Annotated in this window: 19 protein-coding genes; 7 read left to right on the top strand and 12 right to left on the bottom strand. The window is 70.6% G+C overall.

Going from position 1 to position 20906, the window contains the following annotated elements:
- Positions 1-378: 378 nt before the first annotated feature.
- The gene (locus HG543_RS35520) at positions 379-1017 is read right to left on the bottom strand and encodes a TIGR02265 family protein (protein WP_169349358.1); all 639 of its coding nucleotides are present in this window, start codon (positions 1015-1017) and stop codon (positions 379-381) included.
- Between the two features lie 592 nt (positions 1018-1609).
- Here HG543_RS35520 and HG543_RS35515 point away from each other — a divergent pair.
- Positions 1610-2881: a DmpA family aminopeptidase gene (locus HG543_RS35515; protein ID WP_169349357.1), complete on the top strand. Its 1272-nt coding sequence runs from the start codon at positions 1610-1612 to the stop codon at positions 2879-2881.
- 72 nt (positions 2882-2953) lie between these two features.
- Here the strand turns inward: HG543_RS35515 and nagB are convergent, their stop codons facing one another.
- Positions 2954-3685, bottom strand: a complete 732-nt coding sequence (nagB, locus tag HG543_RS35510) for a glucosamine-6-phosphate deaminase (protein ID WP_169349356.1) — start codon at positions 3683-3685, stop codon at positions 2954-2956.
- 196 nt (positions 3686-3881) lie between these two features.
- Here nagB and HG543_RS35505 point away from each other — a divergent pair, with 196 nt between their 5' ends.
- The 3 genes from HG543_RS35505 to HG543_RS35495 all read left to right on the top strand — a co-directional run bounded on the left by HG543_RS35505 (position 3882) and on the right by HG543_RS35495 (position 8165).
- Positions 3882-5309 carry an amidase gene (locus HG543_RS35505; RefSeq protein WP_169349355.1) on the top strand — a complete coding sequence of 476 codons (1428 nt, stop codon included), beginning with the start codon at positions 3882-3884 and terminating at the stop codon, positions 5307-5309.
- Positions 5310-5388: 79 nt separating this feature from the next.
- On the top strand, positions 5389-6426 hold the full coding sequence (locus HG543_RS35500; RefSeq protein WP_169349354.1) for a 6-phosphofructokinase: 1038 nt from the start codon (positions 5389-5391) through the stop codon (positions 6424-6426).
- A 95-nt stretch (positions 6427-6521) separates the two neighbouring features.
- Complete coding sequence (locus HG543_RS35495; RefSeq protein ID WP_169349360.1) at positions 6522-8165, top strand: long-chain-fatty-acid--CoA ligase; 1644 nt, start codon at positions 6522-6524, stop codon at positions 8163-8165.
- A gap of 79 nt (positions 8166-8244) precedes the next feature.
- Here the strand turns inward: HG543_RS35495 and HG543_RS35490 are convergent, their stop codons facing one another.
- From HG543_RS35490 to HG543_RS35480, 3 genes are all read right to left on the bottom strand, one after another.
- A complete protein-coding gene (locus tag HG543_RS35490) occupies positions 8245-8595 on the bottom strand; it encodes a hypothetical protein (RefSeq protein WP_169349353.1) in 351 nt (116 codons plus the stop codon).
- Positions 8596-8834: 239 nt separating this feature from the next.
- Complete coding sequence (locus tag HG543_RS35485; RefSeq protein ID WP_169349352.1) at positions 8835-9395, bottom strand: GNAT family N-acetyltransferase; 561 nt, start codon at positions 9393-9395, stop codon at positions 8835-8837.
- A 251-nt stretch (positions 9396-9646) separates the two neighbouring features.
- Positions 9647-11776 (bottom strand): hypothetical protein, encoded by a 2130-nt coding sequence (locus tag HG543_RS35480; protein WP_169349351.1) that lies wholly within the window; start codon positions 11774-11776, stop codon positions 9647-9649.
- Between the two features lie 1224 nt (positions 11777-13000).
- Here HG543_RS35480 and HG543_RS35475 point away from each other — a divergent pair.
- Positions 13001-13381: a phage holin family protein gene (locus tag HG543_RS35475; protein WP_169349350.1), complete on the top strand. Its 381-nt coding sequence runs from the start codon at positions 13001-13003 to the stop codon at positions 13379-13381.
- A 7-nt stretch (positions 13382-13388) separates the two neighbouring features.
- Here the strand turns inward: HG543_RS35475 and HG543_RS35470 are convergent, their stop codons facing one another.
- Positions 13389-14378 (bottom strand): alpha/beta hydrolase, encoded by a 990-nt coding sequence (locus HG543_RS35470; RefSeq protein WP_169349349.1) that lies wholly within the window; start codon positions 14376-14378, stop codon positions 13389-13391.
- A 69-nt stretch (positions 14379-14447) separates the two neighbouring features.
- On the opposite strand from HG543_RS35470, the gene HG543_RS35465 reads away from it, so the two are divergent.
- Positions 14448-14981 carry an FHA domain-containing protein gene (locus HG543_RS35465; RefSeq protein WP_169349348.1) on the top strand — a complete coding sequence of 178 codons (534 nt, stop codon included), beginning with the start codon at positions 14448-14450 and terminating at the stop codon, positions 14979-14981.
- A gap of 184 nt (positions 14982-15165) precedes the next feature.
- Complete coding sequence (locus HG543_RS35460) at positions 15166-16383, top strand: metallophosphoesterase (protein WP_169349347.1); 1218 nt, start codon at positions 15166-15168, stop codon at positions 16381-16383.
- Here HG543_RS35460 and HG543_RS35455 read toward each other — a convergent pair.
- From HG543_RS35455 to HG543_RS35430, 6 genes are all read right to left on the bottom strand, one after another.
- Entirely contained in the window at positions 16364-17041 is a 678-nt protein-coding gene (locus tag HG543_RS35455; RefSeq protein ID WP_169349346.1) for a class II aldolase/adducin family protein, read from the bottom strand. The two genes, HG543_RS35460 and HG543_RS35455, sit on opposite strands and share 20 nt — an antisense overlap.
- The gene (gene mtnA / locus HG543_RS35450; RefSeq protein ID WP_169349345.1) at positions 17038-18144 is read right to left on the bottom strand and encodes an S-methyl-5-thioribose-1-phosphate isomerase; all 1107 of its coding nucleotides are present in this window, start codon (positions 18142-18144) and stop codon (positions 17038-17040) included. The genes HG543_RS35455 and mtnA overlap by 4 nt, the downstream gene beginning before the upstream one ends.
- On the bottom strand, positions 18141-19025 hold the full coding sequence (locus HG543_RS35445; protein WP_169349344.1) for an S-methyl-5'-thioadenosine phosphorylase: 885 nt from the start codon (positions 19023-19025) through the stop codon (positions 18141-18143). The genes mtnA and HG543_RS35445 overlap by 4 nt, the downstream gene beginning before the upstream one ends.
- A 24-nt stretch (positions 19026-19049) precedes the next feature.
- Complete coding sequence (mtnC, locus tag HG543_RS35440; RefSeq protein ID WP_169349343.1) at positions 19050-19745, bottom strand: acireductone synthase; 696 nt, start codon at positions 19743-19745, stop codon at positions 19050-19052.
- Positions 19742-20287: a 1,2-dihydroxy-3-keto-5-methylthiopentene dioxygenase gene (locus HG543_RS35435; protein ID WP_169349342.1), complete on the bottom strand. Its 546-nt coding sequence runs from the start codon at positions 20285-20287 to the stop codon at positions 19742-19744. Before HG543_RS35435 ends, mtnC begins: the two co-directional genes overlap by 4 nt.
- A partial coding sequence (locus HG543_RS35430; protein ID WP_343073520.1) for a methylthioribulose 1-phosphate dehydratase occupies positions 20284-20906 on the bottom strand: 623 nt, incomplete at its 5' end. The genes HG543_RS35435 and HG543_RS35430, both read right to left, overlap by 4 nt.

Here is a 20906-nt window from a genome sequence, read left to right as displayed (position 1 = left end):
GGAGGAATCATTCCTCCACGGCGACCCTTCTACCGGAGGGGGCTGACATGCCAGGGAGGGTGGGGCCCGCGTCCGGTGAGGACCTGGCGGGTCCTCCAGCTGCGTGCACTTCGTTTCCACCACCGAGGGCCGAGGCGCGCGGGCTCGGGAGTCATGGGAGGACATCGCGTGTCCTCCGGCCCGTGCGCCCCCGACGCATGGAGGGCGGGACGGAGCGAGGTCGCGGTCCATGAGAAGCCGCGGCTGGAGTCACGCGGTGCCGCGGAGCGATGCCCTGACCGCGAATGAGGCTGCGGAGAGACACCTGGCTTCACGCTCACTCACGACGAGGGCGGGAGCCTCCGATGCACGAGCGATTCGCGCCTCGGATGAGCCAGCTCACTCCCAGGAGAAGACGCACTCGCAGCAGTCCACCGCGAGCTGGAGCCCCTGGACCTTGCCGCCCTTCACCTCTCCCGCGGCGAGCACCACCTCCATGATGCCGGAGTTGATGGGCTCGGGCATGAGGTCGCCTTCGAGCAGGAAGCGCCCGCTCTTCGGCCCCGACCACTCCACCGTGTGCTTGCCATAGTTGACGGACGCGCCGAAGGCCGTGGGCAGGCTGTTGATCATCTTCACCACGTCCCGGTTGGTCAGCGCGAGGATGGTCCTGCCCGCGAGCGACGCCATGAAGTCCGCCGTCGCCTGGCGCCCGAGCAACCGCAGCGCAGCCTCGAAGCCGCCCACGCGCGGCGCGAGGTACTCGGCGGCGGCCCAGCTCATGCGGAGCCGGTCGGCGATGGGGTAGCTGGCGAAGTCGGTGATGCGCGTCTGCCCGCTGGCGGCGAGGCATCGCGCCACCGCGGCGTCATCCCCGAAGGACTTCACCACCTGGAGCACGCCCTTCAGGAACATGCCCCGGCACGTCTTGTCCGGAGTCGCCAGGACCAGCCGATGCTCCAGGTCACGCACCCGGTCCACGGCGCCGTACACCATCGGGGCCGCGTCCCGCGTCAGCCTGGTCGTGTCCTGTCCCATGTCCATACGCATCCCTCGATGACCTGGTCGTCCCCCGGCGCGTGCGCGCATGCCCGCACCCGAACGGACGTCTCACTCCCGGCCCTCTCACGACGTAGGGAGCACGTGACTCCCACGTAGAGCATGTAAGGAACCCGTCAAGGCCGCAAGACCCGGTATTCGTGATTCTGTGCCACACCTGACATCGCGCCACTCGCCAGGTCATCCCGAGGTGCGCGGACAGTATGGGAGGACCGCTGGCGGTCCATCTCGGAGGCGCGCCGAGTGAAACGGTATCCGCGCGCCCTGGCGAGGAGACCTCACTCCGCACGGCGGAGGAGAGGTCGTCGGGGTCCACGCCCGCGCCCTGCGCGCAGGCCTCCGGCCTGCCGTCCTGACGGAGCACGCCGCGCGTGGCTCGCGGCGCGACACCCGTCCACCGTGGCCACATGGGCCGGTCGAGCACATCGTCGGAGTGGAACCTGCCCGCGTTCACACACCCTCTCTTGTCTGGGATTGCCGCACCCAACGCGCTTCCTGCCATTGGCGAGCCGTCCGCCGCCGGGGCTGCCCGAGCTACCCGCCCGCACGCGATGAGAGGTAGGAAGCCGGCATGACGACCCTCGCGCGCACCCTGCCGCCGTCCGTGCTGCTCTGCCTGCTGACCCTGGCGTCCTCCGGATTCGCCCAGTCCGCCCCGACGAAGCCTCGTGCCAGGGATCTGGGCATCACCTTCGGTGGGAAGCCCGGCGCGAACAACGCCATCACCGACGTGCCGGGCGTGGAGGTGGGCCACACGACGCTGAACGCCCAGGAGTCCGGCGCCCGGACAGGGGTGACGGCGGTGCTGCCTCGCGGGAAGGACGGCGTGGCGGAGCCGGTGTTCGCCGCGACCTTCGCCCTCAACGGCAATGGCGAGATGACGGGCACGCACTGGGTGGACGAGTCCGGCGAGCTGTCGGGGCCGGTGATGATTACCAACACCAACGACATCGGCGCGGTGCGCGACGGCGTCATCACCTGGGCGATGAAGCGCGACCTCGCGTGGGAGCTGGGCCTGCCCATTGTCGCGGAGACCTGGGACGGCTACCTGAGCGACATCGGCGGCTTCCACGTGAAGGCCGGACACGCGCACCAGGCGCTCGACACCGCCCGCGGCGGGCCCGTGGCGGAGGGCTCGGTGGGGGGTGGCACCGGGATGATGTGCCACGGTTTCAAGGGCGGCATCGGCACGGCGTCGCGCAAGCTGACCGTCACCGACGGCGGCTACACGGTGGGCGTGCTGGTGCAGTGCAACTACGGCTCGCGCCGGCTCCTCTCCGTGGAGGGCGTACCGGTGGGAGAGGAAATCAATGACTTGCAACCGTGCTACGTGGGCGCCGAGAAGCCTACCGGTCCCTTCACCGCGAAGCTGCGGCCCTGCTCGGCGTCGAGCGGCGTCACTGGACCGACGCTGAAGGAAGGCACGGGCTCCATCATCATCGTCGTCGGAACGGATGCGCCCCTGCTGCCGCACCAGTTGAAGCGCATCGCCCGGCGCGTCGCGCTGGGGCTCGGGAAGATGGGGGGACTGGGGGAGAACTCCTCGGGTGACATCTTCCTCGCGTTCTCGACGCAGCGCCTGAAGGCGCCCGAGCAGTCCGCGGCCAGGAGCGTGTCGGTGCTCGACAACGAGCAGATGAACCCGCTCTTCGAGGCCACCGTGCAGGCCACGCAGGAGGCCATCCTCAACTCCATGCTCGCCGCCGAGACGATGACGAGCGCCAGGGGCATCCGCGTCTTCCCCCTGCCGCATGACCGGCTGGTGAAGGCCCTGAAGAAGTATGGGCGGCTGGCCTCCGCGACGGCGAAGGAAGGCCAGAAGCCCGCGCGGCGCACGAAGTGATTGCGTCGCGCGGAGCCCGTCACCGGAAGCCAGCCGAGGCGTTCCAGCAATGGGGCTTCCGACGCTTGCTGCCTATGGCTCCTGGCCAGCCGCCGCGCGGTCCACCCACACCTCCACGTCGCGGTGGAGCTGGAGAAAGGACGCGGGACAGCGCGGCGTCACCGGCCCCTTCACCATGGCCGACACCGCCTCGGCCTTGCCCTCGCCGAACGCCAGCAGCACCACGCGCCGCGCCTGGAGGATGGCGGCCATGCCCAGCGTGAGCGCCTCCAGCGGCACGCGCGTCGGGTCATCCCCGAACAGCGCCGCGTTCGCCAGCCGTGTCTCCCGCCCCAGCTTCACCCGGTGACACGGCGCCAGCAGGCTGTCCCCCGGCTCGTTGAACGCGATGTGCCCGTTGGCGCCAATTCCCAACAGCACCAGGTCCAACCCGCCCGCCGCCGCGAGCTCGGCGTCGTAGCGGGCGCACTCCGCCTCCGCGTCCGGCGCGCTGCCGTCGAGGAAGTGGATGCGCTCGCGCGCGAGATTCACGTGCTGGAAGAAGTGCCGCTCCATGTACGCGCGGAAGCTGCCCGCGTCCTCGGGAGGGATTCCGAAGAACTCGTCCAGGTTGAAGGTGCTGGCGCGCGACAGGTCCACCGCGCCACGCGCGGACAGGGCCACCAGCTCCCGGTACACGTTGAGCGGCGTGCGCCCCGTGGGCAGCCCCAGCACCACCGAAGGATGGGCTCGCACCGCCTCGGCGATGAGGGCGGCGCAAGCGATGGCGGCTACCTGCTCGGAATCGAAGACGCGAAGTTTCACGAAAGGTCCCTGAAGCGAGGCCGGAGGATAGGGAGCACGCGCCCACGCGCGAGCCCTCCATGCGCCGCCCGTTCACTTCAAGGCGTCCGCACCCCGCCACCGTCTCGTGACCCACGCCCGAGAACGACGCAGCCCGTCAAATCGCACTCGGGCCACCGCGAGCGGGCCACGCCACGGAAAGCGCTAGAGTCCAGACATGGACCCCTTTGTCAGCCTCGATGCGACGGCCCAGGCGGAGCTCGTCCGCCGCCGAGAAGTCACGCCGCTGGAGCTGGTGGATGCGGCCATCGCCCGCATCGAGCGCCACAACCCGAAGCTGAACGCGGTCGTCCACACGCAGTTCGACACCGCCCGCCTGCGCGCGAAGAACGCGCTGCCCCAGGGCCCCTTCACCGGCGTCCCCTTCCTGCTGAAGGACTTGCTCACCGCGCAGGAGGGCTACCCGCTCACCGGTGGCTCGCGCCTGTCGAAGGACTTCGTTCCCGACCATGACAGCGAGCTGGTGAAGCGCCACCTGCGCGCCGGCCTCGTGGTGCTCGGCAAGACGAACACGCCCGAGCTGGGCCTGCTGCCCACCACCGAGAGCGCGCTGCTCGGACCCTGCCGCAACCCGTGGAACCTCGAGCGCTCGCCGGGCGGCTCCAGCGGCGGCGCGGCGGCGGCCGTCGCCAGTGGCATGGTGCCCTTCGCCCACGCGTCCGACGGCGGCGGCTCCATCCGCATCCCCGCGTCCAGCTGCGGCCTCTTCGGCCTCAAGCCCACGCGCGGCCGAAACCCCACGGGGCCGGAGCTGATGGACCCGTATCACTGGCTCGTCGCCGAGCACGCCGTCACCCGCTCCGTCCGCGACAGCGCGGCCCTCCTCGACGCCACCGAGGGCCCCGACGTGGGCGCCCCGTACATCGCCCCGCCCAAGGCACGGCCCTATGCGATGGAGGTGGGCGCCCCGCCCGGCCGGCTCCGCATCGGCCTCACGCTGCGCAACCCCGTGGGCGCGCCCGTCCACCCCGAGTGCCTGACGGCCGTCGCCGCCACCGCCCGCCTGCTGGAAGGGCTGGGCCACTCCGTCCTCGAGGGCAGCCTGGAAGCGCCCGGCGACGAGTCCATCGGCCAGCACTTCATGATGCTGTGGGCCGCGGGCGTCGTGCACGGCGTGGACCGGCTCGCCCAGCGCACTGGTGGCGCGCCTTCACCCGACGTCTTGGAGCCCTTCACCCGGGCGCTCTACGCGTTCGGTCAGGGCCAGGGGCTGTCGGCCTACCTGCTCGCCCAGGCGGAGCTGCAGCGCTACAGCCGCGTCATCGCCCGCCGCTTCGAGGACGTGGATGTCTGGCTGCTGCCCACCGTCACCGAGCCGCCCACGCCGCTGGGCACCTTCGCCCCGCCGCCCGACGAGCCGCTCGCTCCCCTCTTCCGGGCCGCCGCCTTCACCCCGTATTGCCCGCTGGCCAACATCACCGGCAACCCGGCCATGAGCGTGCCGCTCCACTGGAGCCCCGAGGGCCTGCCCGTGGGCGTGCAGTTCATCGCCCGCTTCGGAGACGAGGCGACCCTCTTCCGGCTGGCCGCCCAGCTGGAGGCCGCGCACCCCTGGACGCACCGGCGTCCCGCTGTGTTCGGGTAGGGACGGAAGGACTGCGGGCGGCCGCTTCCTCGCACTTGAGGGGTTCCGTCCGGCGCGAGCCGTAATACAACGTGAATATATGAAAGTCGCCGTCCTCACTGGCGGGGGTGACTGCCCCGGCCTCAACGCCGTCATCCGAGCCGTCGTCCGCCGCGCCGCTGAACATGGCTTCGAGATGATGGGCCTGCGCGATGGCTGGAAGGGGTTGCTGGAGGACAACCACTTCCGCCTCACGCGTGAAACCACCTCGGGCATCCTCCACCGCGGAGGCACCATCCTCGGCACCTCGCGCGTCAACCCGTTCAAGGTGGAGAACGGGCTGGAGCGCGTGAAGCGCGCCGTCGAGCGCAACGGCATCCACGCCGTCATCGCCATCGGTGGCGAGGGCACCCTGTCCGCCGCCACCCGCATGTCCCAGGAGGGACTGCGCATCGTCGGCGTGCCGAAGACCATCGACAACGACATCAACGCCACCGACTTCACCTTCGGCTTCGACACCGCCGTCGAAATCGCCACCCAGGCCATCGACCGGCTGCACTCCACCGCCGAGTCCCACAAGCGCGTCATCGTCTGCGAGGTCATGGGCCGGCACGTGGGGTGGATTGCCACGTACTCGGGCATCGCCGGCGGCGCGGACGTCATCCTCGTCCCGGAGATTCCCGCGGACCTGCCCAAGGTGGCCGAGCACATCCAGCGCCGCCACGCCAGCGGGCGCACCTTCTCCATCGTCGTGGTGGCCGAGGGCACGCGCATCAAGACGTCCGAGGACCCGAGCGAGCATCTCGTCACCACCGGCGCCCTCGACGAAGCCGGCCGGCCGCGCCTGGGCGGCGTGGGCAACATCGTCGCGCAGGAAATCGAGCGGCGCACCGGCTTCGAGACGCGCGTGTCCGTGCTGGGCCACATCCAGCGCGGCGGCGCGCCCACGCCGCATGACCGCGTGCTCGCCACCCGCTACGGCGTCCACGCCTGCGACATGGTCGCCCGCGGTGAGTTCGGGAAGATGGCCGCCCTGCGCGGCAACGACATCGTCAGCGTGGATCTCTCCGATGCCACCCGCGAGCTGAAGCGGGTCCCCAAGGAGTTCTTCGAAGTCGCCCAGGTGTTCTTCGGCTGACGCATTGCGACATCACCCGGCGCTCCCGCGAATGGAGCGCCGGGTTCCGGTAGCATCGGCCCCCTCTCACTCCACTCGGAAAAGGGATGGTGCCGATGCTCGCCGGACGGATGATGGACTTCCCGCTGACGCTGACCCACTTCCTGGAGCGCGCGCGCACGTACTTCCCGCGCTCGGAAATCGTCAGCCGCAATCCCGACAAGTCGCTGCACCGCTACACGTTCGCGGACTTCTACAAGCGCACGTGCAAGCTGGCGAACGCGCTCACGCGGCTGGGCGTGAAGTCCGGGGACCGGGTGGCCACGCTGTGCTGGAACCACTACCGGCACCTGGAGGTGTACTACGCCGCGCCGGCCATGGGCGCGGTGGTGCACACGCTGAACCTGCGGCTGCACCCGAATGATTTGGGCTACATCGCGCGGCACGCGGAGGACACGGTGCTGGTGGTGGACCGCTCGCTGCTGCCGCTGTTCGAGAAGTTCGCGGACCATGTGCCCAGCCTCCGCCACGTCATCGTGGTGCCGGACGCGGGCCCGGCGCCGGAGGGGAAGCTGGACTACGAGCAGCTTCTGGCGCCCGAGTCGGACTCCTTCGACTTCCCCGAGCTGGATGAGAAGTCGGCGGCGATGCTCTGCTACACGTCGGGCACGACGGGCAACCCGAAGGGCGTGCTGTACAGCCACCGCTCCATCGTCCTGCACACGCTGGGCAGCTGCATGCCGGACGTGGTGGGCATGCGCGAGTCGGACACGGTGCTGCCGGTGGTGCCCATGTTCCACGCGGCCGCGTGGGGCCTGGCGTTCGACGGCATCTTCACCGGGGCGAAGATGGTGATGCCCGGGCCGCACCTGGACCCGCAGTCGCTCCTGGACTTGATGGCGGCGGAGAAGGTGACGCTGGCGGGCGGCGTGCCCACCATCTGGATTGGCATCCTGGCGCTGTTGGACCAGGAGCCGAAGAAGTGGGACCTGAGCGCGATGCGCTCGATGCTGATTGGCGGCTCGGCGGCGCCGCCGGCGCTGATTGACGGCTTCCGGAAGCGGCACGGGCTGGAGGTGGTGCACGCCTGGGGCATGACGGAGCTGAGCCCCGTGGGCACCATGGCGAAGCTGAAGCAGGAGCTGAAGCACGCCAGCCCCGAGGAGCAGTTCGACGCGCGGGCCACGCAGGGCTACGCGCTGCCCTTCGTGGAGACGCGCGTGGTGGCGGACGACGGACGGCACCTGCCCTGGGACGGAAAAACCATGGGCGAGCTGGAGGTGCGCGGCCCGTGGGTGGCGGCCTCGTACTTCAACGACGAGGGCAAGGACCGCTTCACGGCGGACGGCTGGTTCAAGACGGGTGACGTCGTCACCCTCGACAAGAACGGCTACGTGCGCATCTGCGACCGGGCGAAGGAGGTCATCAAGTCCGGCGGCGAGTGGATTTCCTCCGTGGCGCTGGAGAACGCGCTGATGGCGCACCCGGCGGTGCTGGAGGCGGCCGTCTTCGCGGGCAAGCACGCCAAGTGGGACGAGCGGCCCCTGGCCGCGGTGGTGCTCAAGCCGGGCCACACGGCCACCAAGCAGGAGCTGGCCGCGCACCTGGAGAAGCAATTCGCCAAGTTCTGGATGCCGGATGACTACCTCTTCATCCAGCAGATTCCGCGCAACTCCACGGGCAAGTTCCTCAAGGCGAAGCTGCGCGAGGAGTTCGGCGACCACCTGGTGAAGAACCCGGTGGCCAGCTCGGCGGGGTAGCCCGCTGAAAGACGAGCCCGGCCCCCGGAGTTCCCGGGGCCGGGCTCCTGTCTTGCTTCGCGGACGTCAGGCGTGACGACTACACGCAGATGTCGTTGTAGAGCGACAGGCAGGCGTTGATGAACTGCGTCGTGGTGCACTGGCCGTTCTGGGTGCAGACGGCGTCGCCGGTGCCCGGCTCCGAACACCACTGGAGCGTGACCCAGCAGCCATTCGCGTTGACGGTCCGGTCACCCTCGACCTCCATGGTGGCCGGGGCTCCGGCCTCGTGGGTGGCGTCACGGATGATGACCTCGCTGCCATCCGCGCGCGTGGCGCTGTAGCGAGGCCCCTGCTTCGCCTCGACCTCGGGCTGGGCATCCTCGGCACCACACCCCGTGAGCATTCCCAGCGCGAGCCCCGCCGCCACGACGAACGAAAGCTTCTTCATGTTTTCTCTCCCAGGTGATGGAGCCCACCGGCCGGACTCCGAGGCCTATGTGCAACCATTTGGGGCTCAAACACTATCGTGGATATCCGCCTCGCGGATTGCCGCGAGGCGTGTGTGTAGTCCGTTTCTACAGTATCCTGATACCAATATGTCTCACCTGGGTGTATCGCCGCTGAGCGTGAAACCTTCTGAGAATCCCGGACGCGGCACTGTTCATATGTTGAACAGTCGCGGCGGCGTCACCGCGCGGTGGCCCGCGCCCACTCGCGGCCGAGCATGGCGTACAGGTAGTCATCGCACCACGCGCCCTTGAACCAGCCGTCCTCGATGAAGTGCCCCTCGCGCCGCATGCCCACGCGCTCCAGCACCTTCGCCGACGCCGTGTTCTTCACGTCCGTCACCGCGATGACCCGGTGCATCCGCAGCGTGTCGAACGCGTAGCCCAGCAGCGTGCGCACGGCCTCCGTGCCCAGCCCCTTGCCCTGGTGCCGCCGCGACAGCGTGAAGCCAATCTCGCCCAGCCGGGGGTCGTCGTCCGTGCGCAGCGCGCAATCACCCACCAGCGCGTCCGTGTCCTTCAACGCGATGGCGAACTGGAACCAGCCGGGCTGCCCGGGCTGGCGCTCCCGCATCGACTCGATGAGCGTGCGTCCCCGCTCGGCGTCGTAGTCGCTCCAGCTCTGGAACCGGTTCACCTCCGGGTCATTCCGGTAGGCCACCAGCGCCTCCAGGTCTTCCGGGCGAAGCCGCCTCAGCACGAGCCTCGAAGCCGCCACCCTGTCGAACTCCGGCACCGCCATGGTCTTCCTCCACGGGCTCCAAGGCCCCGCGACTGGCCGGGAGCGCCCCGGAGCCAGACTCCACCGTTCGGACGCGGCGCGGCTCTCCGTTCCTGACACCAGGGAGCACCCACGGGGCCACCGCGCGCCAGGGGCATCCTGACGCACGGCGGCCCGTGTCCCGCGCTCGGCGACTGCTCCGGTGGAGACCGTCGCACGTGGCCTCGCTCCTCCAGGCCCCATGAAGCGGTCGGCGCGGGTCGCGCCTTCGCTCAGTTACCTCCCCGGCAGATGCCGTCGCAGGTGACTTCCACCCGGCCGCCCGGCCTCAGGAAGCGGTCCACCTGGTCGCGGCCCTCGTTGTCCCGGCGCACGCCCTCGTGCACGGCGTTGTCCGCCGCGGGCAGGTCGGCCACCGTCCCCGGCAGCGGCGCCGGCAGCCCGAAGTCGAACTGCACCAGCGCCGAGCCCTCCAGGGCCCCCTCTTGCGCGGGCAACAGAGGCACCCGCCACGTCGCGGGGAGCTGCTGCGTGAGGCCCAGCGCTCGCGCGTGCAGCTCCGTGGCCACGTTCGGCACCTGCGCGTCCCCCAGCCCGTACTGCACCAGCAGCCGGCGTGAGGCAGGAGCGCCCTCGTACGGGTCCGTCAGCACGTGCGGCGCATAGGTGAGCGGGTCGATGCGGTCGAAGCCCGTCTGCGTCAGCGCCGCGAACTTCTGCTGGTCCAGCGCGTCCGGCACCGTCTGGATGATGGCGTTGAGGAACATGGCGAAGGGCCTCGCCCGGAACATCATCAGCGAGAAGTCCGCCCCTCCCACGCTGAACACCGCGCGCGAGACGTGCGGCGAGAGCGCCACGTAGGTGCCGCCCAGGATGTGCCCCTGGCTGATGCCGTAGTAGTACGTCTGCTCCGGGTCGTACACGAGCACGCCGTTGTCCCGCAGCTCCGCCAGCTCCCGGAGCGTGGTCTTCGCCGCGTAGGTGACGGCCAGCTGGTTCGCCATGCCCTGGTGCACCCGGTCCGTGAAGCGCATCGTCTGGCCAGGGTTGTTCGCCATGGCCCCCAGCACGCCGGGCGCATCCACGTTGGACATGCCCCACCAGTCCACCGTCAGCACCACCATCCGCGTGGCCTGGATGAAGGGGCGCACGAACGAGCCGTCCGCCTCGCCCTGGCTTCCGAAGAAGCCGTGTCCGTATTGCATGAAGCGCACGGGCGCCACGCCCTGGCCCCAGACGCTCCGGGGAATCTGGAGCGTGAAGGGCACCTCCGCGTCGCCATTGCGGCGCACGCGTCCCTGCGCGTCTCGCGCGAGCAGCGCTCCCGGCTGAGCGTTCTCCAGGAAGAGCGGCACGCGCAGGGTGCCCCGGATGCGGCGCGCGACATACTCGTCCACGTTGTCGCGCACCTCCGTCACCGTGACGGCCGGCGGAGTGGCGGCGAGCACCTCCATCGTCAGGCGACGCACGTCGAGCATGTCGCGGGTGACGTTCTCCTGCGTCTCGGTGGTGAAGTCCCACGCGAGCTGCAGCTCGCCGCGCGGAATGCCCGCGGCTTGCAACACCGGGAAGATCTCCTGCTCGTACCGCGCGGCGATGGGCGCCAGGAGCGGGTCGCCCGCTGTCTGCCCATCCCGGATTCGACGGAAGCCCTCCGGCACCGGCACGGGGGTGCCGTCCTCCGCCACCAGCCCTCGCAGCGCGACGATGTAGCGAGCGTCGTTCCGCAGCCGCACCAGGGGCCGCAGCAGCAGTGCGCGACGCGCGTCGCTGGGAGCGCGGGGGTCCAGCTCCGCGAAGTGGAGCACGCCTTCTCCGAGCTCGGCGTCGAGCAGGACCGTGGTGCCGGTGGTCTCCGCCGTGGGGCTGGTCAACGCGGGGAGGTTGGAGGCATCCACTCCGCCCGGGAACAGCGCGAGAATCTGCGTGCCGTGGGACCAGCCGTCCGCCGGGTGCAGGTCGGTGAAGTCGAACGAGCCGCCATCCGTCTGCTTCAGCCTCGCCGCCTCGGTGAGCCGCACGCGGTGGCCCGACGGCAGCGTCGCGTCCTCCTGACGGAAGTGGTCCGAGGGGAACGGCAACAGACAGTCGTGCTCCGAGGCCAGCGGGTTGCAGCCCTCTGGCACCTCCAACGGTGGAAGGTTTCCTCCCGCGTCGGAGCCCGCGTCGGGAGTGCCGGCATCCTCTCCCGCATCCGGCGTACCGGCGTCTTCCCCGGCATCCGGCGTGCCGGAGTCCGCTCCGGCGTCCGTTTCTCCGGTACCGGAGTCCGTGCCTCCCGCGTCGGGCTGTTCCGTGCCCGCGTCTGGCCTGGGGTCATCCTCCGAGTCCGAGCACGCGGCCACCGCCAGCAGCATCAACATCAGCGCTCTCGCGCTGTAGCTCCGCATCCGCTCCCACATGTGTCGTTCGCTCCTCGTCAGCACCACGGCGTACGCGCGACGAGTCCTCCCCCGGACCACGGACCGCATCGCGCCCGCCCGGCCCCTGGGGCCTCGCGCCGCTCCGCCCGGACGACCACCGCCCGGATGCCGACCCTCCGCGCGGAACGGAACGTCCATTCCGCGCCCGGGTCGGGCTCCCGCCTCGGAGACGCGCGTCACGGCGATGTTACAGACCGGGACTCCCGGAAGAGGAATTCGCATGCGGCGTGGATGACTGTCGCGCGCGACGCGCCGCGCCACGAGCCGCGAAGACACGCCGCGTCGTGCTCGGGCTCCCGGCACGCCGAGACTGTAGGTTTCGCACAGCCCGCTTCGATGCGACGCCAGCCGCCTCACGCCCGGCGGACTCCCGGCCCTTACCCTCGGCGACTCCCGTTGATGTGGCGCGCGCTGCGCGGCGCCGAGCGTACGTTCATCCCGCTCACGCCCGAGGCTCTCGGCCATGCGGCCCACGTCAATGCGAGGCGCGCCACGCGGCCTGAGTGGACCTCCGCCTGACTCCAGCCGCGGCGCTCACCCTGCTGCGTCGCCCACGTGATGCGAGCTGAGCTTCGCTGCACTCTTCAGCCTGATGCATCCGCGGCGCTCGCCCTGCTGAGTCACCCACGCTGATGCGAGCTGAGCTTCGCTGCACTCTTCAGCCTGATGCATCCGCGGCGCTCACCCTGCTGAGTCGCCCGCGCTGATGCGAGCCGAGCTTCGCTGCCCATCCAGCTTCATTGCATCCTCGGCGCTGCCCATGAACCGCTCACGCGCCGCCAATGGAGCGCATGTTGCGCCGACCCGCTGTTCCCCAGCACGCCCCCATGGACCGCTCACGCGCCACGAGGTGAGTCACGTCGCGCCGACCCGCTGTTCCCCAGCGCGTCCCCCGGACGCTCACGCGCCGCCAATGGAGCGCACGTTGCGCAGACCGGATGTTCCTCGGGCAGCAGCCGGTGCGCGTCCAGGCCGCCCATGTCGATGCGCGGCGTGGCCCTTCGTGACAGGTGGCCCTGCACCCCGGTTGCATCTGGCACCTGTGCTCGGGAACGGGCCCCCAGGGTGCCTCGGGGACCCTCGGAGGGAGGGACGCTGGCCCGGCCTCCTGCTCCTCCCGTCCGGCTCCCGGTCCTTAGCTTTCGCGAGGCCCCTCGCGCACGAGCGCGGGCCTCCGGGCCACGGATTTCACGGGAGCATTCCATGGACGAGCAGAAGCAGAAGCAGGGCCCGTCGCTGATGTCGGCGGTCATGACGCAGGGCAAGCGCCTCCTCAAGACCGAGATGGAGCTCGCCCGGAAGGACATCCAGGAGGACACGCGGAATACGGCGAGGAGCACGATGCTGCTCGGCGCGAGCGCGTGGATGGGCATGACGGGCATCAGCGCTCTCGTGATTGCCGCGGCCCTGGCGCTGCCCAGGCGCCCGGTGCGCGGCGCGCTCTACACCGGACTGGCACTGGTGGGAGGCTCACTCGGCGTGGCGCTCGCCGGGCTGAAGACCCTGCCGAAGAAGCCCATGGGCCGCTCGCGCGAGGGCCTCCAGGAGATTGTCTCCACCGTCAGCGACACGATTCCGCACTGACGCCGCCTCACCGCACGGGCGTGGCGGCCCCCACCGCGCCACGCTCGGCCAGGAAGTCGCTCAGGGCCTGACGGAGCTGCGACACCCCGGGCTCCTCCACCGGGAAGTGCCCCGCGTTCTCCAGCAGCACGAGCCGCTTCGGCACCCGCAGGCGCTCGAAGAAGGGCCGTGAGAGGGAGACCTCCGTCCACCGGTCGTCCGCCGGGTGCGTCAGCAGCACGGGGCACACGTCGAAGGACTCCGGTGGCACGAGCGGCTCGGACTCGAGGAACGTGCGCAGGAAGCGCCCGGGCATCCACGTCCCTCCCGCCAGCGGGTCCACGGCGATGGCCTGCGCCAGCTCCGGCGTGTTCGCGATGGCGAGCATGTTGCCCGCCAGCCGCATGGGCACCGGCAGCGGGTCCGTGAGGAACGGCAGCGCCGTCAGCATCGGCCCCGCCAGCCCGCTCATCCAGGGCCAGCGCACCATGCGGCGCCGCACCTCCGGCTCTCGCGGAGCCAGGAAGCACGTCGCCATGAGACCCGCGGGGATGCGCGTCCTCGCCGTCACGTCGTAGGCGAGCATGCCGCCCATGCTCGCGCCGAACACCACCAGCGGACGCCGCGAGCGTCCGGCCTCCGCCTCCAGCACGGCGGCCAGCGTGTCTCGCCAGTCGTCGTAGACCAGGGAGCGCTTGTCGCTCACCCGCGTCAGTCCGTAGCCCGGCAGGTCCGGCGCGACGACTTCGTACCCGAGCGCCGCGGCCACGGCCCCGAAGGGCGCGAGCAGCCGTCCATTGCCCCCTCCGCCGTGAACGACCACCAGCGTGACGGGCGCCTCCGGCCGGCGCCAGCAGTCCAGGTGGACGCGGAAGGCTCCGACGTCGAGCCACTCCTCACCCGGCATCGGAGCACCCGCCCCGCCGAGCCGCAGGGAAGCGGGCAGCAGGGCCTGCACACGGCGCCAGCCTGCTTCATGGGTGGCATAGGTCGGCGAAACCTCAGTCGTCCGGGACATGACGACTTCCTTACGGCCTGAGCATCCGGGGCGGCAAGGTCCCGTTCTCCGGGATAACTTCCGGGGACCATGCCGTCCGTGAAGCAACTTCGCCCGTTCGCCCTGGCAACCCTGGAGGCCTTCCTCGACGCCTCCGGGCCCGTGGTCCTCGTCCAGCAGCCCCCCGAGCCCGTCTTCCAGCAGGTGGCCATGCGGCTGGGCGAGGCGCGCACCGTGGGCATGGCCCACCGCACCCGGCTCGTGGACCGGCTGCTCGTCATGCTGCGCGGCTTCGACGCCCTCGAGGTGCACTTCCTCCGCCCCGAGAAGGATGGACAGGAAATCACCGTGGGCCGCATCGAGGGCTGCACCCTGGTGGTGCCGGACCCCTCCGTGTCCAAGCACCACGCCACGCTGCGCTGGAACGCCGAGGCCCATGACTGCTCGGTGCGCGACGTGGGCTCCATGAATGGCACCTGGGTCAACGCGCAGGCCCTAGGGCCCGAGCAGGAGCGGATGCTCAACGACGGCGACGCGCTGGCCTTCGGCGACGCCCAGTTCCTCTACCTCCGCACGGAGACGCTGCACGCACATCTGCGCATGGCCAGCCCCGGCCGGGGCTGAAGACTGTTGGGAATGAGACCCGCTCCCCGGGCGTACAGGTGAAGGGCCCGCCGGGGGAGCAACCGGGCCCCCGGTCCTCCGCTCGGTCCTCACATCCACCGCTCCCGCTTCCGGTACCTTCGTGCGGCACGGCCGCCGCCGCCCGGCTATGACTGGGCCCTCCTAGCGCAAGGGAGTGTCGTAGATGGGCAGGCTGGTGATTCTCTTCCTCGTCAACGTGGGCGCGGGGGCCGTGCTGCGGTCGCTCTGGCCCGGGCTGCTCCGGGGATGGCGCCTGGGCGTGTTCGCGTTCGGCGCGCTCCTCTCCCTCGCCGTCTGGTACTTCCCGCTGCTGGCCGGACACCAGGCCGAGCTGCCCGTGGGCAACGTGGCCCTGCGCGTCTTCTCCGCGGGCTGGTCCATCGCCGCCATCATCGTGGTGCTCCTCGGCACGCCCATCGCGCTCTTGAGCCGCTGGGTGGAGCGCGGTGCCCGTGCGCGGGCCTTGGCCGCTTCCGCGAAGGAGACGCCCGCTCCCGCGACGGCACCGGCCAGCGGCCCCGTGCTGAGCCGCCGCAGCCTGCTGACGAACACGGGGCGCGCAGTGCCGGTGCTGGCCGTGGGGACGAGCTCGGTGGGGATGGCCAGCGGCGTCTCCGGCTTCACGGTGCGAGAGGTTGAGGTGCGGCTGCCCAACCTGCCCAAGGCGATGGACGGCTTCCGCATCGGGCAGATTACCGACGTGCACGTGGGCAACTTCATCGACACCGGCTACCTGCACGACGCGGTGCGGGCGATGAACGAGGCCGGGGTGGACCTCCAGGTGATGACGGGTGACCTCATCGACGACCTGGACCAGCTCGACGGCACCATGGAGGCGCTGTCCGCGTGCAAGGCCCGGCATGGAATGCTGGCGGTGCTCGGCAACCACGAGCACTGGCGCGGGCTGCGCGCCATCCGCCGCGCCTACGCGGACGTGGAGGCGCGCGGCGGCCCGGTGAAGCTGCTGGTGGACGCGTCCCACGACTTCGAGCACGAGGGCCAGCGCGTGCGCGTGGTGGGCGTGGACTACCCCATGTCCGGCCGCAGCCACCGCGTGAAGGCCGAGCGCATGGCGCAGTCCGCGGAGGTGGCGTTCCGCGGCGCCTCGCCCGACGAGGTGATGCTGTGCCTGACGCACCACCCGGACTTCTTCCCGCTCGCGGCCGAGCGCGGTGCGCGGCTGACGCTGGCGGGGCACACGCACGGCGGACAGGTGGCCTTCCTGGGCGTGCCCGCCTTCTGGTTCGCCTTCAAGTACATGCTGGGCCGCTACCGCCAGGGCGACCACCAGCTCTACGTGTCCGGCGGCACCGGACACTGGCTGCCCTTCCGCCTGGGCGTGCCCACCGAGGTGACGGTCCTCACCCTCCGCGCGGCTTGAGGTCCTCGCCGGGGCCGGGCTGCTGCCCGTACGTCTTGAACTTCTCGATGACGCGCGCCATCTCCGCGTCGTCGAGGAGCACCGGCTCGCCCACCTGGAGCGCCCGCCAGTACATGGCCGCGAGCGTCTCCACTTCCACCGCCAGCTTGAAGGCGCCCGCCAAATCCCTGCCCAGCGCGAGCATGCCGTGGTTGGCCAGCAGGCACGCCTTGCGCCCCTCCAGCGCGGCCAGCGCGCTCTTCGCGAGCGCATCCGTGCCGAAGGTGGCGTAGGGCGCGCAGCGCACGTCCGAGCCGCCCGCCGCCGAAATCATGTAGTGGAAGGCGGGGATGCCCCGGCGCAGACACGCCAGCGTGGTGCAGAACATGGAGTGCGCGTGCAGCACCGCGCCCGTCTCCGGCCGCGCGGCCAGGATGTCGCGGTGCAGCTGCCACTCCGAGGACGGCCTCCGCCGCCCCTCGTGGCTCCCGTCGAAGCGCATGAGGACCAGGTCCTCCGGCACCAGCGTGTCGTAGTCCATGCCGGTGGGCGTCAGCAGGAAGCCGCCCTCCACGCGCACGCTCAGGTTGCCGGAGGTGCCCTGGTTGAGCCCCGCCGCGTTCATCCTCCGGGCGGTGGCAATCATCGCCTCGCGCAGCGCCCGGTCATCGACGGTCATGCCGCCTTCCCCCGCCGCTCCGGGAAGAGCGAGAGGAGCCCCTCCTCCGAGGCCGGGCACACGCCGCGCTCGGTGACGAGCGCCGTCACCAGCCGCGCGGGCGTCACGTCGAAGGCGTAGTTGGCCGCGGGGCTGCCGTCCGGCGTGATGCGCACCGTGGCGATTTCGCCCGAGCGCAGCCGCCCGGTGACGTCGCTCAATTCGGTGCCCTCGCGCTGTTCAATCGGGATTTCCCGCACGCCGTCCTTCAGCGTCCAGTCGATGGTGGGCGACGGCAGCGCCACGTAGAAGGGCACGCCGTTGTCCTTCGCGGCGAGCGCCTTGAGGTAGGTGCCAATCTTGTTCGCCACGTCACCGTGCGCGGTGGTGCGGTCCGTGCCGACGATGCACAGGTCCACCTCGCCGTGCTGCATGAGGTGGCCGCCCACGTTGTCGGCGATGACGGTGTGCGGGACGCCGTGCTGCCCCAACTCCCACGCCGTCAGCACCGCGCCCTGGTTGCGCGGGCGCGTCTCGTCCACCCAGACGTGCACGGGCAGGCCCGCGTCGTGCGCGAGGTAGATGGGCGCCAGCGCCGTGCCCCAGTCCACCGTGGCGAGCCAGCCCGCGTTGCAGTGGGTGAGCACGTTGAGCCGCCCCTTGCGGCCCTTCTTCTCCCACGCCGCCTCGAAGAGCTTCAGCGCGTGCTCGCCGATGGCGCGGTTGATGGCCACGTCCTCGTCGCAGATTTCCCCGGCGCGGCGGAGCGCGGCGGCCACGCGCCCGGACGCGGGCAGCGGCGCCAGCGCGCGGCGCATCTCGTCCAGCGCCCAGTGCAGGTTGACGGCCGTGGGCCGCGTGCCGCGCAGCACCGTGAGCGCCTTCTCCAGCGCGCCGTCGGACGCGTCCGCGCGCATGGCCAGCCAGACGCCGTACGCGGCGGTGGCGCCAATGAGCGGAGCGCCCCGCACCAGCATGCTGCGGATGGCGTGAGCGGCTTCATCCAGCGTGGTCAGCCGCACGGTGGTGAAGGCGTGCGGAAGGCGCGTCTGGTCGATGACGCCAGCGGCGGCACCGTCGGGCTCCACCCAGATGGAGCGCATGGGCTTGCCGTGGACCTTCATTTGCGCAGCACCCGGCCGGCCACGGCGGACAGCTTCTCCAGGAGCGCGGAATCCCGCGCCTCGGGCGAGGTGATGAGCGCGTGGTCCAGCGCGTTCTGGCAGCCCTTCGCGCACGGCCCCTGGTGCGCGCCGAGCAGCGGCACCACGTTCTTCACCAGCCCGCGCGCCTTGCCCGCGTTGCCCAGCAGCACGGAGACGACCTGGTCCACGGTGACGGCGTCATGGTCCGGGTGCCAGCAGTCGAAGTCCGTGACCATGGCCACCGTCGCGTAGCAAATCTCCGCCTCGCGGGCGAGCTTGGCCTCCGGCATGTTCGTCATGCCGATGACGTCGCAGCCCCAGCTCCGGTACATGCGGCTCTCCGCGAGCGTGGAGAACTGCGGCCCCTCCATGACGAGGTACGTGCCGCCGCGCTTCACGGTGACGCCCAGGCCCTCGCACGCGGCCACCAGCGCGTCGCCCAGGCGCGAGCACACCGGCTTCGCCATGGACACGTGCGCCACCATGCCGGTGGTGAAGAAGCTCTTCTCGCGGGCGAAGGTGCGGTCGATGAACTGGTCCGTCACCACGAAGGTGCCGGGGGGCAGGTCCTCGCGCAGGCTGCCCACGGCGGACAGGGACAAGAGGTCCGTCACGCCGCTGCGCTTGAGCACGTCGATGTTCGCCCGGTAGTTGATGTCCGAGGGCGACACGCGATGGCCGCGGCCATGACGGGGAAGGAAGACGACCTGGTGCCCTTCGAGCGTGCCGAAGCACAGCTCGTCCGAGGGCTCGCCGAAGGGCGACGACACCTTCTTCCAGGTGACGTCCTTCAGGCCATCAATCTGGTAAAGGCCGCTGCCGCCGAGGATGCCGATGACGGGCTTGGAGGGGGTGGACATGGTGGGAACTCCCGGCTCGGGGGTTTAGAGGGAGAACGGGTCCAGCGAGGCGAAACCGTGGAACGTGGAGTGGCCATGCCCGGCGGGGATGACGGCCTCGCCCCGGTCCAGACAGGCCGTGCGCAGGCCAGCCGAGCGGGCGGCGTTCAGCTCCGCCACGCTGTCCGACAAGAAGAGCACCTCGTGCGGAGGCAGGCCGAGGTCCTTCGCGATGCGCGCGTAGGAGGGGCTCTCCACCTTGGGCCCGGTGGTGGTGTCGAAGTAACCGGAGAACAGCGGCGTCAAATCGCCCCAGGCGGTGTAGCCGAAGATGAGCTTCTGCGCGGCCACCGAGCCCGACGAGTAGACGTACAGGCGCAGCCCCTTGGCATGCCAGGCACGCAGGCCTTCCACTGCGTCGGGGTACACGTGGCCCTGCAGCTCGCCGCGCGCGTAGCCCTGCTCCCAGATGAGGCCCTGGAGCGACTTGAGCGGCGTGGCCTTGCGGTCCTCGTCGATCCACTTGCGCAGGAGCGCGACGGTGGCGTCGTCGGACAGCGAGGAGTCACCCGCCAGCTCGCGGGCGGCGTCGAGACACTGGCGCACCTGGGGCGCGTCGCGGTGGGTGGCGACGAAGACCTCCAGGTTGCGCTTCGCGAAGGGGAACAGCACGTCCTTCACGAAGGAGATGGAGCTGGTGGTGCCCTCGATGTCGGTGAGGACCGCGCGGACGGGGCTCATGTCTCGTAGCGGGGGAAGCGGTCGGCGATGCCATCGCCGGTGAAGTTGCCCACCCAGCCGTCCGGGCGGATGAAGAAGCGGATGGCGGCGAAGTCGGGCCGCGGGCCCATGTCGAACCAGTGGCGCATGCCCTCGGGCACGCTGATGAGGTCTCCGCGGGTGCAGACCACCTGGTACACCCGGTCCTGGGCGTGCAGGTAGAAGCAGCCGCTGCCCTCCACCATGACGCGCTCCTCGTCCTCGGAGTGGGTGTGCTCGGAGAGGAACTTGAGGCGGGCCTGGGCGGCGTTGGGGTTGTCCGGCTTGATTCGCGCGACGTCCACGGTGTTGTAGCCGTGCTTCGCCTTCTCCGCGTCCACCACGTGCTTGTAGGCGGCGAGCACGTCGTCCTGGCTGGCGCCCTCGGGCAGGAGGATGGAGGCGTCCACGCGCTCGAAGCGCACGCCGATGGCGTTCAGCTCGCGGCGGATGGCGTCGAGTTCGGTGTACGTGCCCAGCGGCTGGCCGGGCGTGGCATCGGGGTAGATGGTGAGGCTGCTCATCGTCGCACCTTCATCGTTTCGAGCTCGTACGTCAGCAGGTGTTCCAGGGCCACCGTGTGACGGCGGGCCTCCGCCATGGAGCGGCCCCAGGTGTACAGGCCATGTCCGGCGATGAGGTAGGCCACCGTGTCCGGACGCTTCGCCAGGTCCTCGGAGACGCGCGCGGCGAGCCGGGGGATGTCCTGGTCGTTGGGGAAGATGGGGATGGAAATCGTGGTCTCGTGGGTGCGGTTGTCGCCCAGGGCCTTGAGCAGCTCGTAGCCGGTGAGGCGCAGCTCGCGCTCGGCCTGGCGCAGCTGGGAGAGCAGCGCGGAGACCATGGAGTGCGTGTGCAGCACGGCCTGGACGTGGGGCCGGTCCCGGTAGAGGTGCAGGTGCAGGTGCGTCTCGGCGGAGGAGCCGGGAGGCGGCGGGGCGAGGATATCGAGGGCGAGGATGTCGGCCTCGGTGAGCTCGCCCTTGTCCACGCCCGAGCGTGTCACGGCGGCGTGACGGGCATCGAGGCGGCGGGAGAAGTTGCCGCTGGTGGCGGGGACGAAGTTGCGAAGGCTGAGGAACTGGCCCACCTGGACGATTTCGCGCGCGGCCTCGGCCAGGGCGGTGGCGATGGGGGTGGGGG

The organism is Pyxidicoccus fallax (assembly GCF_012933655.1).
GTDB lineage: Bacteria > Myxococcota > Myxococcia > Myxococcales > Myxococcaceae > Myxococcus > Myxococcus fallax.
The sequence above is the reverse complement of the archived record's forward strand: the minus strand, read 5'-3'. Positions and strand labels throughout refer to the sequence as shown.

Excerpts from the sequence above, each read along its gene's own strand:
- HG543_RS35505 (WP_169349355.1), top strand. The coding sequence starts at position 3,882 with ATGGACCCCTTTGTCAGCCTCGATGCGACGGCCCAGGCGGAGCTCGTC.
- HG543_RS35455 (WP_169349346.1), bottom strand. The coding sequence starts at position 17,041 with ATGACCGTCGATGACCGGGCGCTGCGCGAGGCGATGATTGCCACCGCC.
- HG543_RS35500 (WP_169349354.1), top strand. The coding sequence starts at position 5,389 with ATGAAAGTCGCCGTCCTCACTGGCGGGGGTGACTGCCCCGGCCTCAAC.
- HG543_RS35460 (WP_169349347.1), top strand. The coding sequence starts at position 15,166 with ATGGGCAGGCTGGTGATTCTCTTCCTCGTCAACGTGGGCGCGGGGGCC.
- HG543_RS35495 (WP_169349360.1), top strand. The coding sequence starts at position 6,522 with ATGCTCGCCGGACGGATGATGGACTTCCCGCTGACGCTGACCCACTTC.
- HG543_RS35490 (WP_169349353.1), bottom strand. The coding sequence starts at position 8,595 with ATGAAGAAGCTTTCGTTCGTCGTGGCGGCGGGGCTCGCGCTGGGAATG.
- HG543_RS35520 (WP_169349358.1), bottom strand. The coding sequence starts at position 1,017 with ATGGGACAGGACACGACCAGGCTGACGCGGGACGCGGCCCCGATGGTG.
- HG543_RS35465 (WP_169349348.1), top strand. The coding sequence starts at position 14,448 with ATGCCGTCCGTGAAGCAACTTCGCCCGTTCGCCCTGGCAACCCTGGAG.
- mtnA (WP_169349345.1), bottom strand. The coding sequence starts at position 18,144 with ATGAAGGTCCACGGCAAGCCCATGCGCTCCATCTGGGTGGAGCCCGAC.
- HG543_RS35475 (WP_169349350.1), top strand. The coding sequence starts at position 13,001 with ATGGACGAGCAGAAGCAGAAGCAGGGCCCGTCGCTGATGTCGGCGGTC.
- mtnC (WP_169349343.1), bottom strand. The coding sequence starts at position 19,745 with ATGAGCCCCGTCCGCGCGGTCCTCACCGACATCGAGGGCACCACCAGC.
- HG543_RS35480 (WP_169349351.1), bottom strand. The coding sequence starts at position 11,776 with ATGTGGGAGCGGATGCGGAGCTACAGCGCGAGAGCGCTGATGTTGATG.
- HG543_RS35445 (WP_169349344.1), bottom strand. The coding sequence starts at position 19,025 with ATGTCCACCCCCTCCAAGCCCGTCATCGGCATCCTCGGCGGCAGCGGC.
- HG543_RS35515 (WP_169349357.1), top strand. The coding sequence starts at position 1,610 with ATGACGACCCTCGCGCGCACCCTGCCGCCGTCCGTGCTGCTCTGCCTG.
- HG543_RS35485 (WP_169349352.1), bottom strand. The coding sequence starts at position 9,395 with ATGGCGGTGCCGGAGTTCGACAGGGTGGCGGCTTCGAGGCTCGTGCTG.
- HG543_RS35435 (WP_169349342.1), bottom strand. The coding sequence starts at position 20,287 with ATGAGCAGCCTCACCATCTACCCCGATGCCACGCCCGGCCAGCCGCTG.
- HG543_RS35470 (WP_169349349.1), bottom strand. The coding sequence starts at position 14,378 with ATGTCCCGGACGACTGAGGTTTCGCCGACCTATGCCACCCATGAAGCA.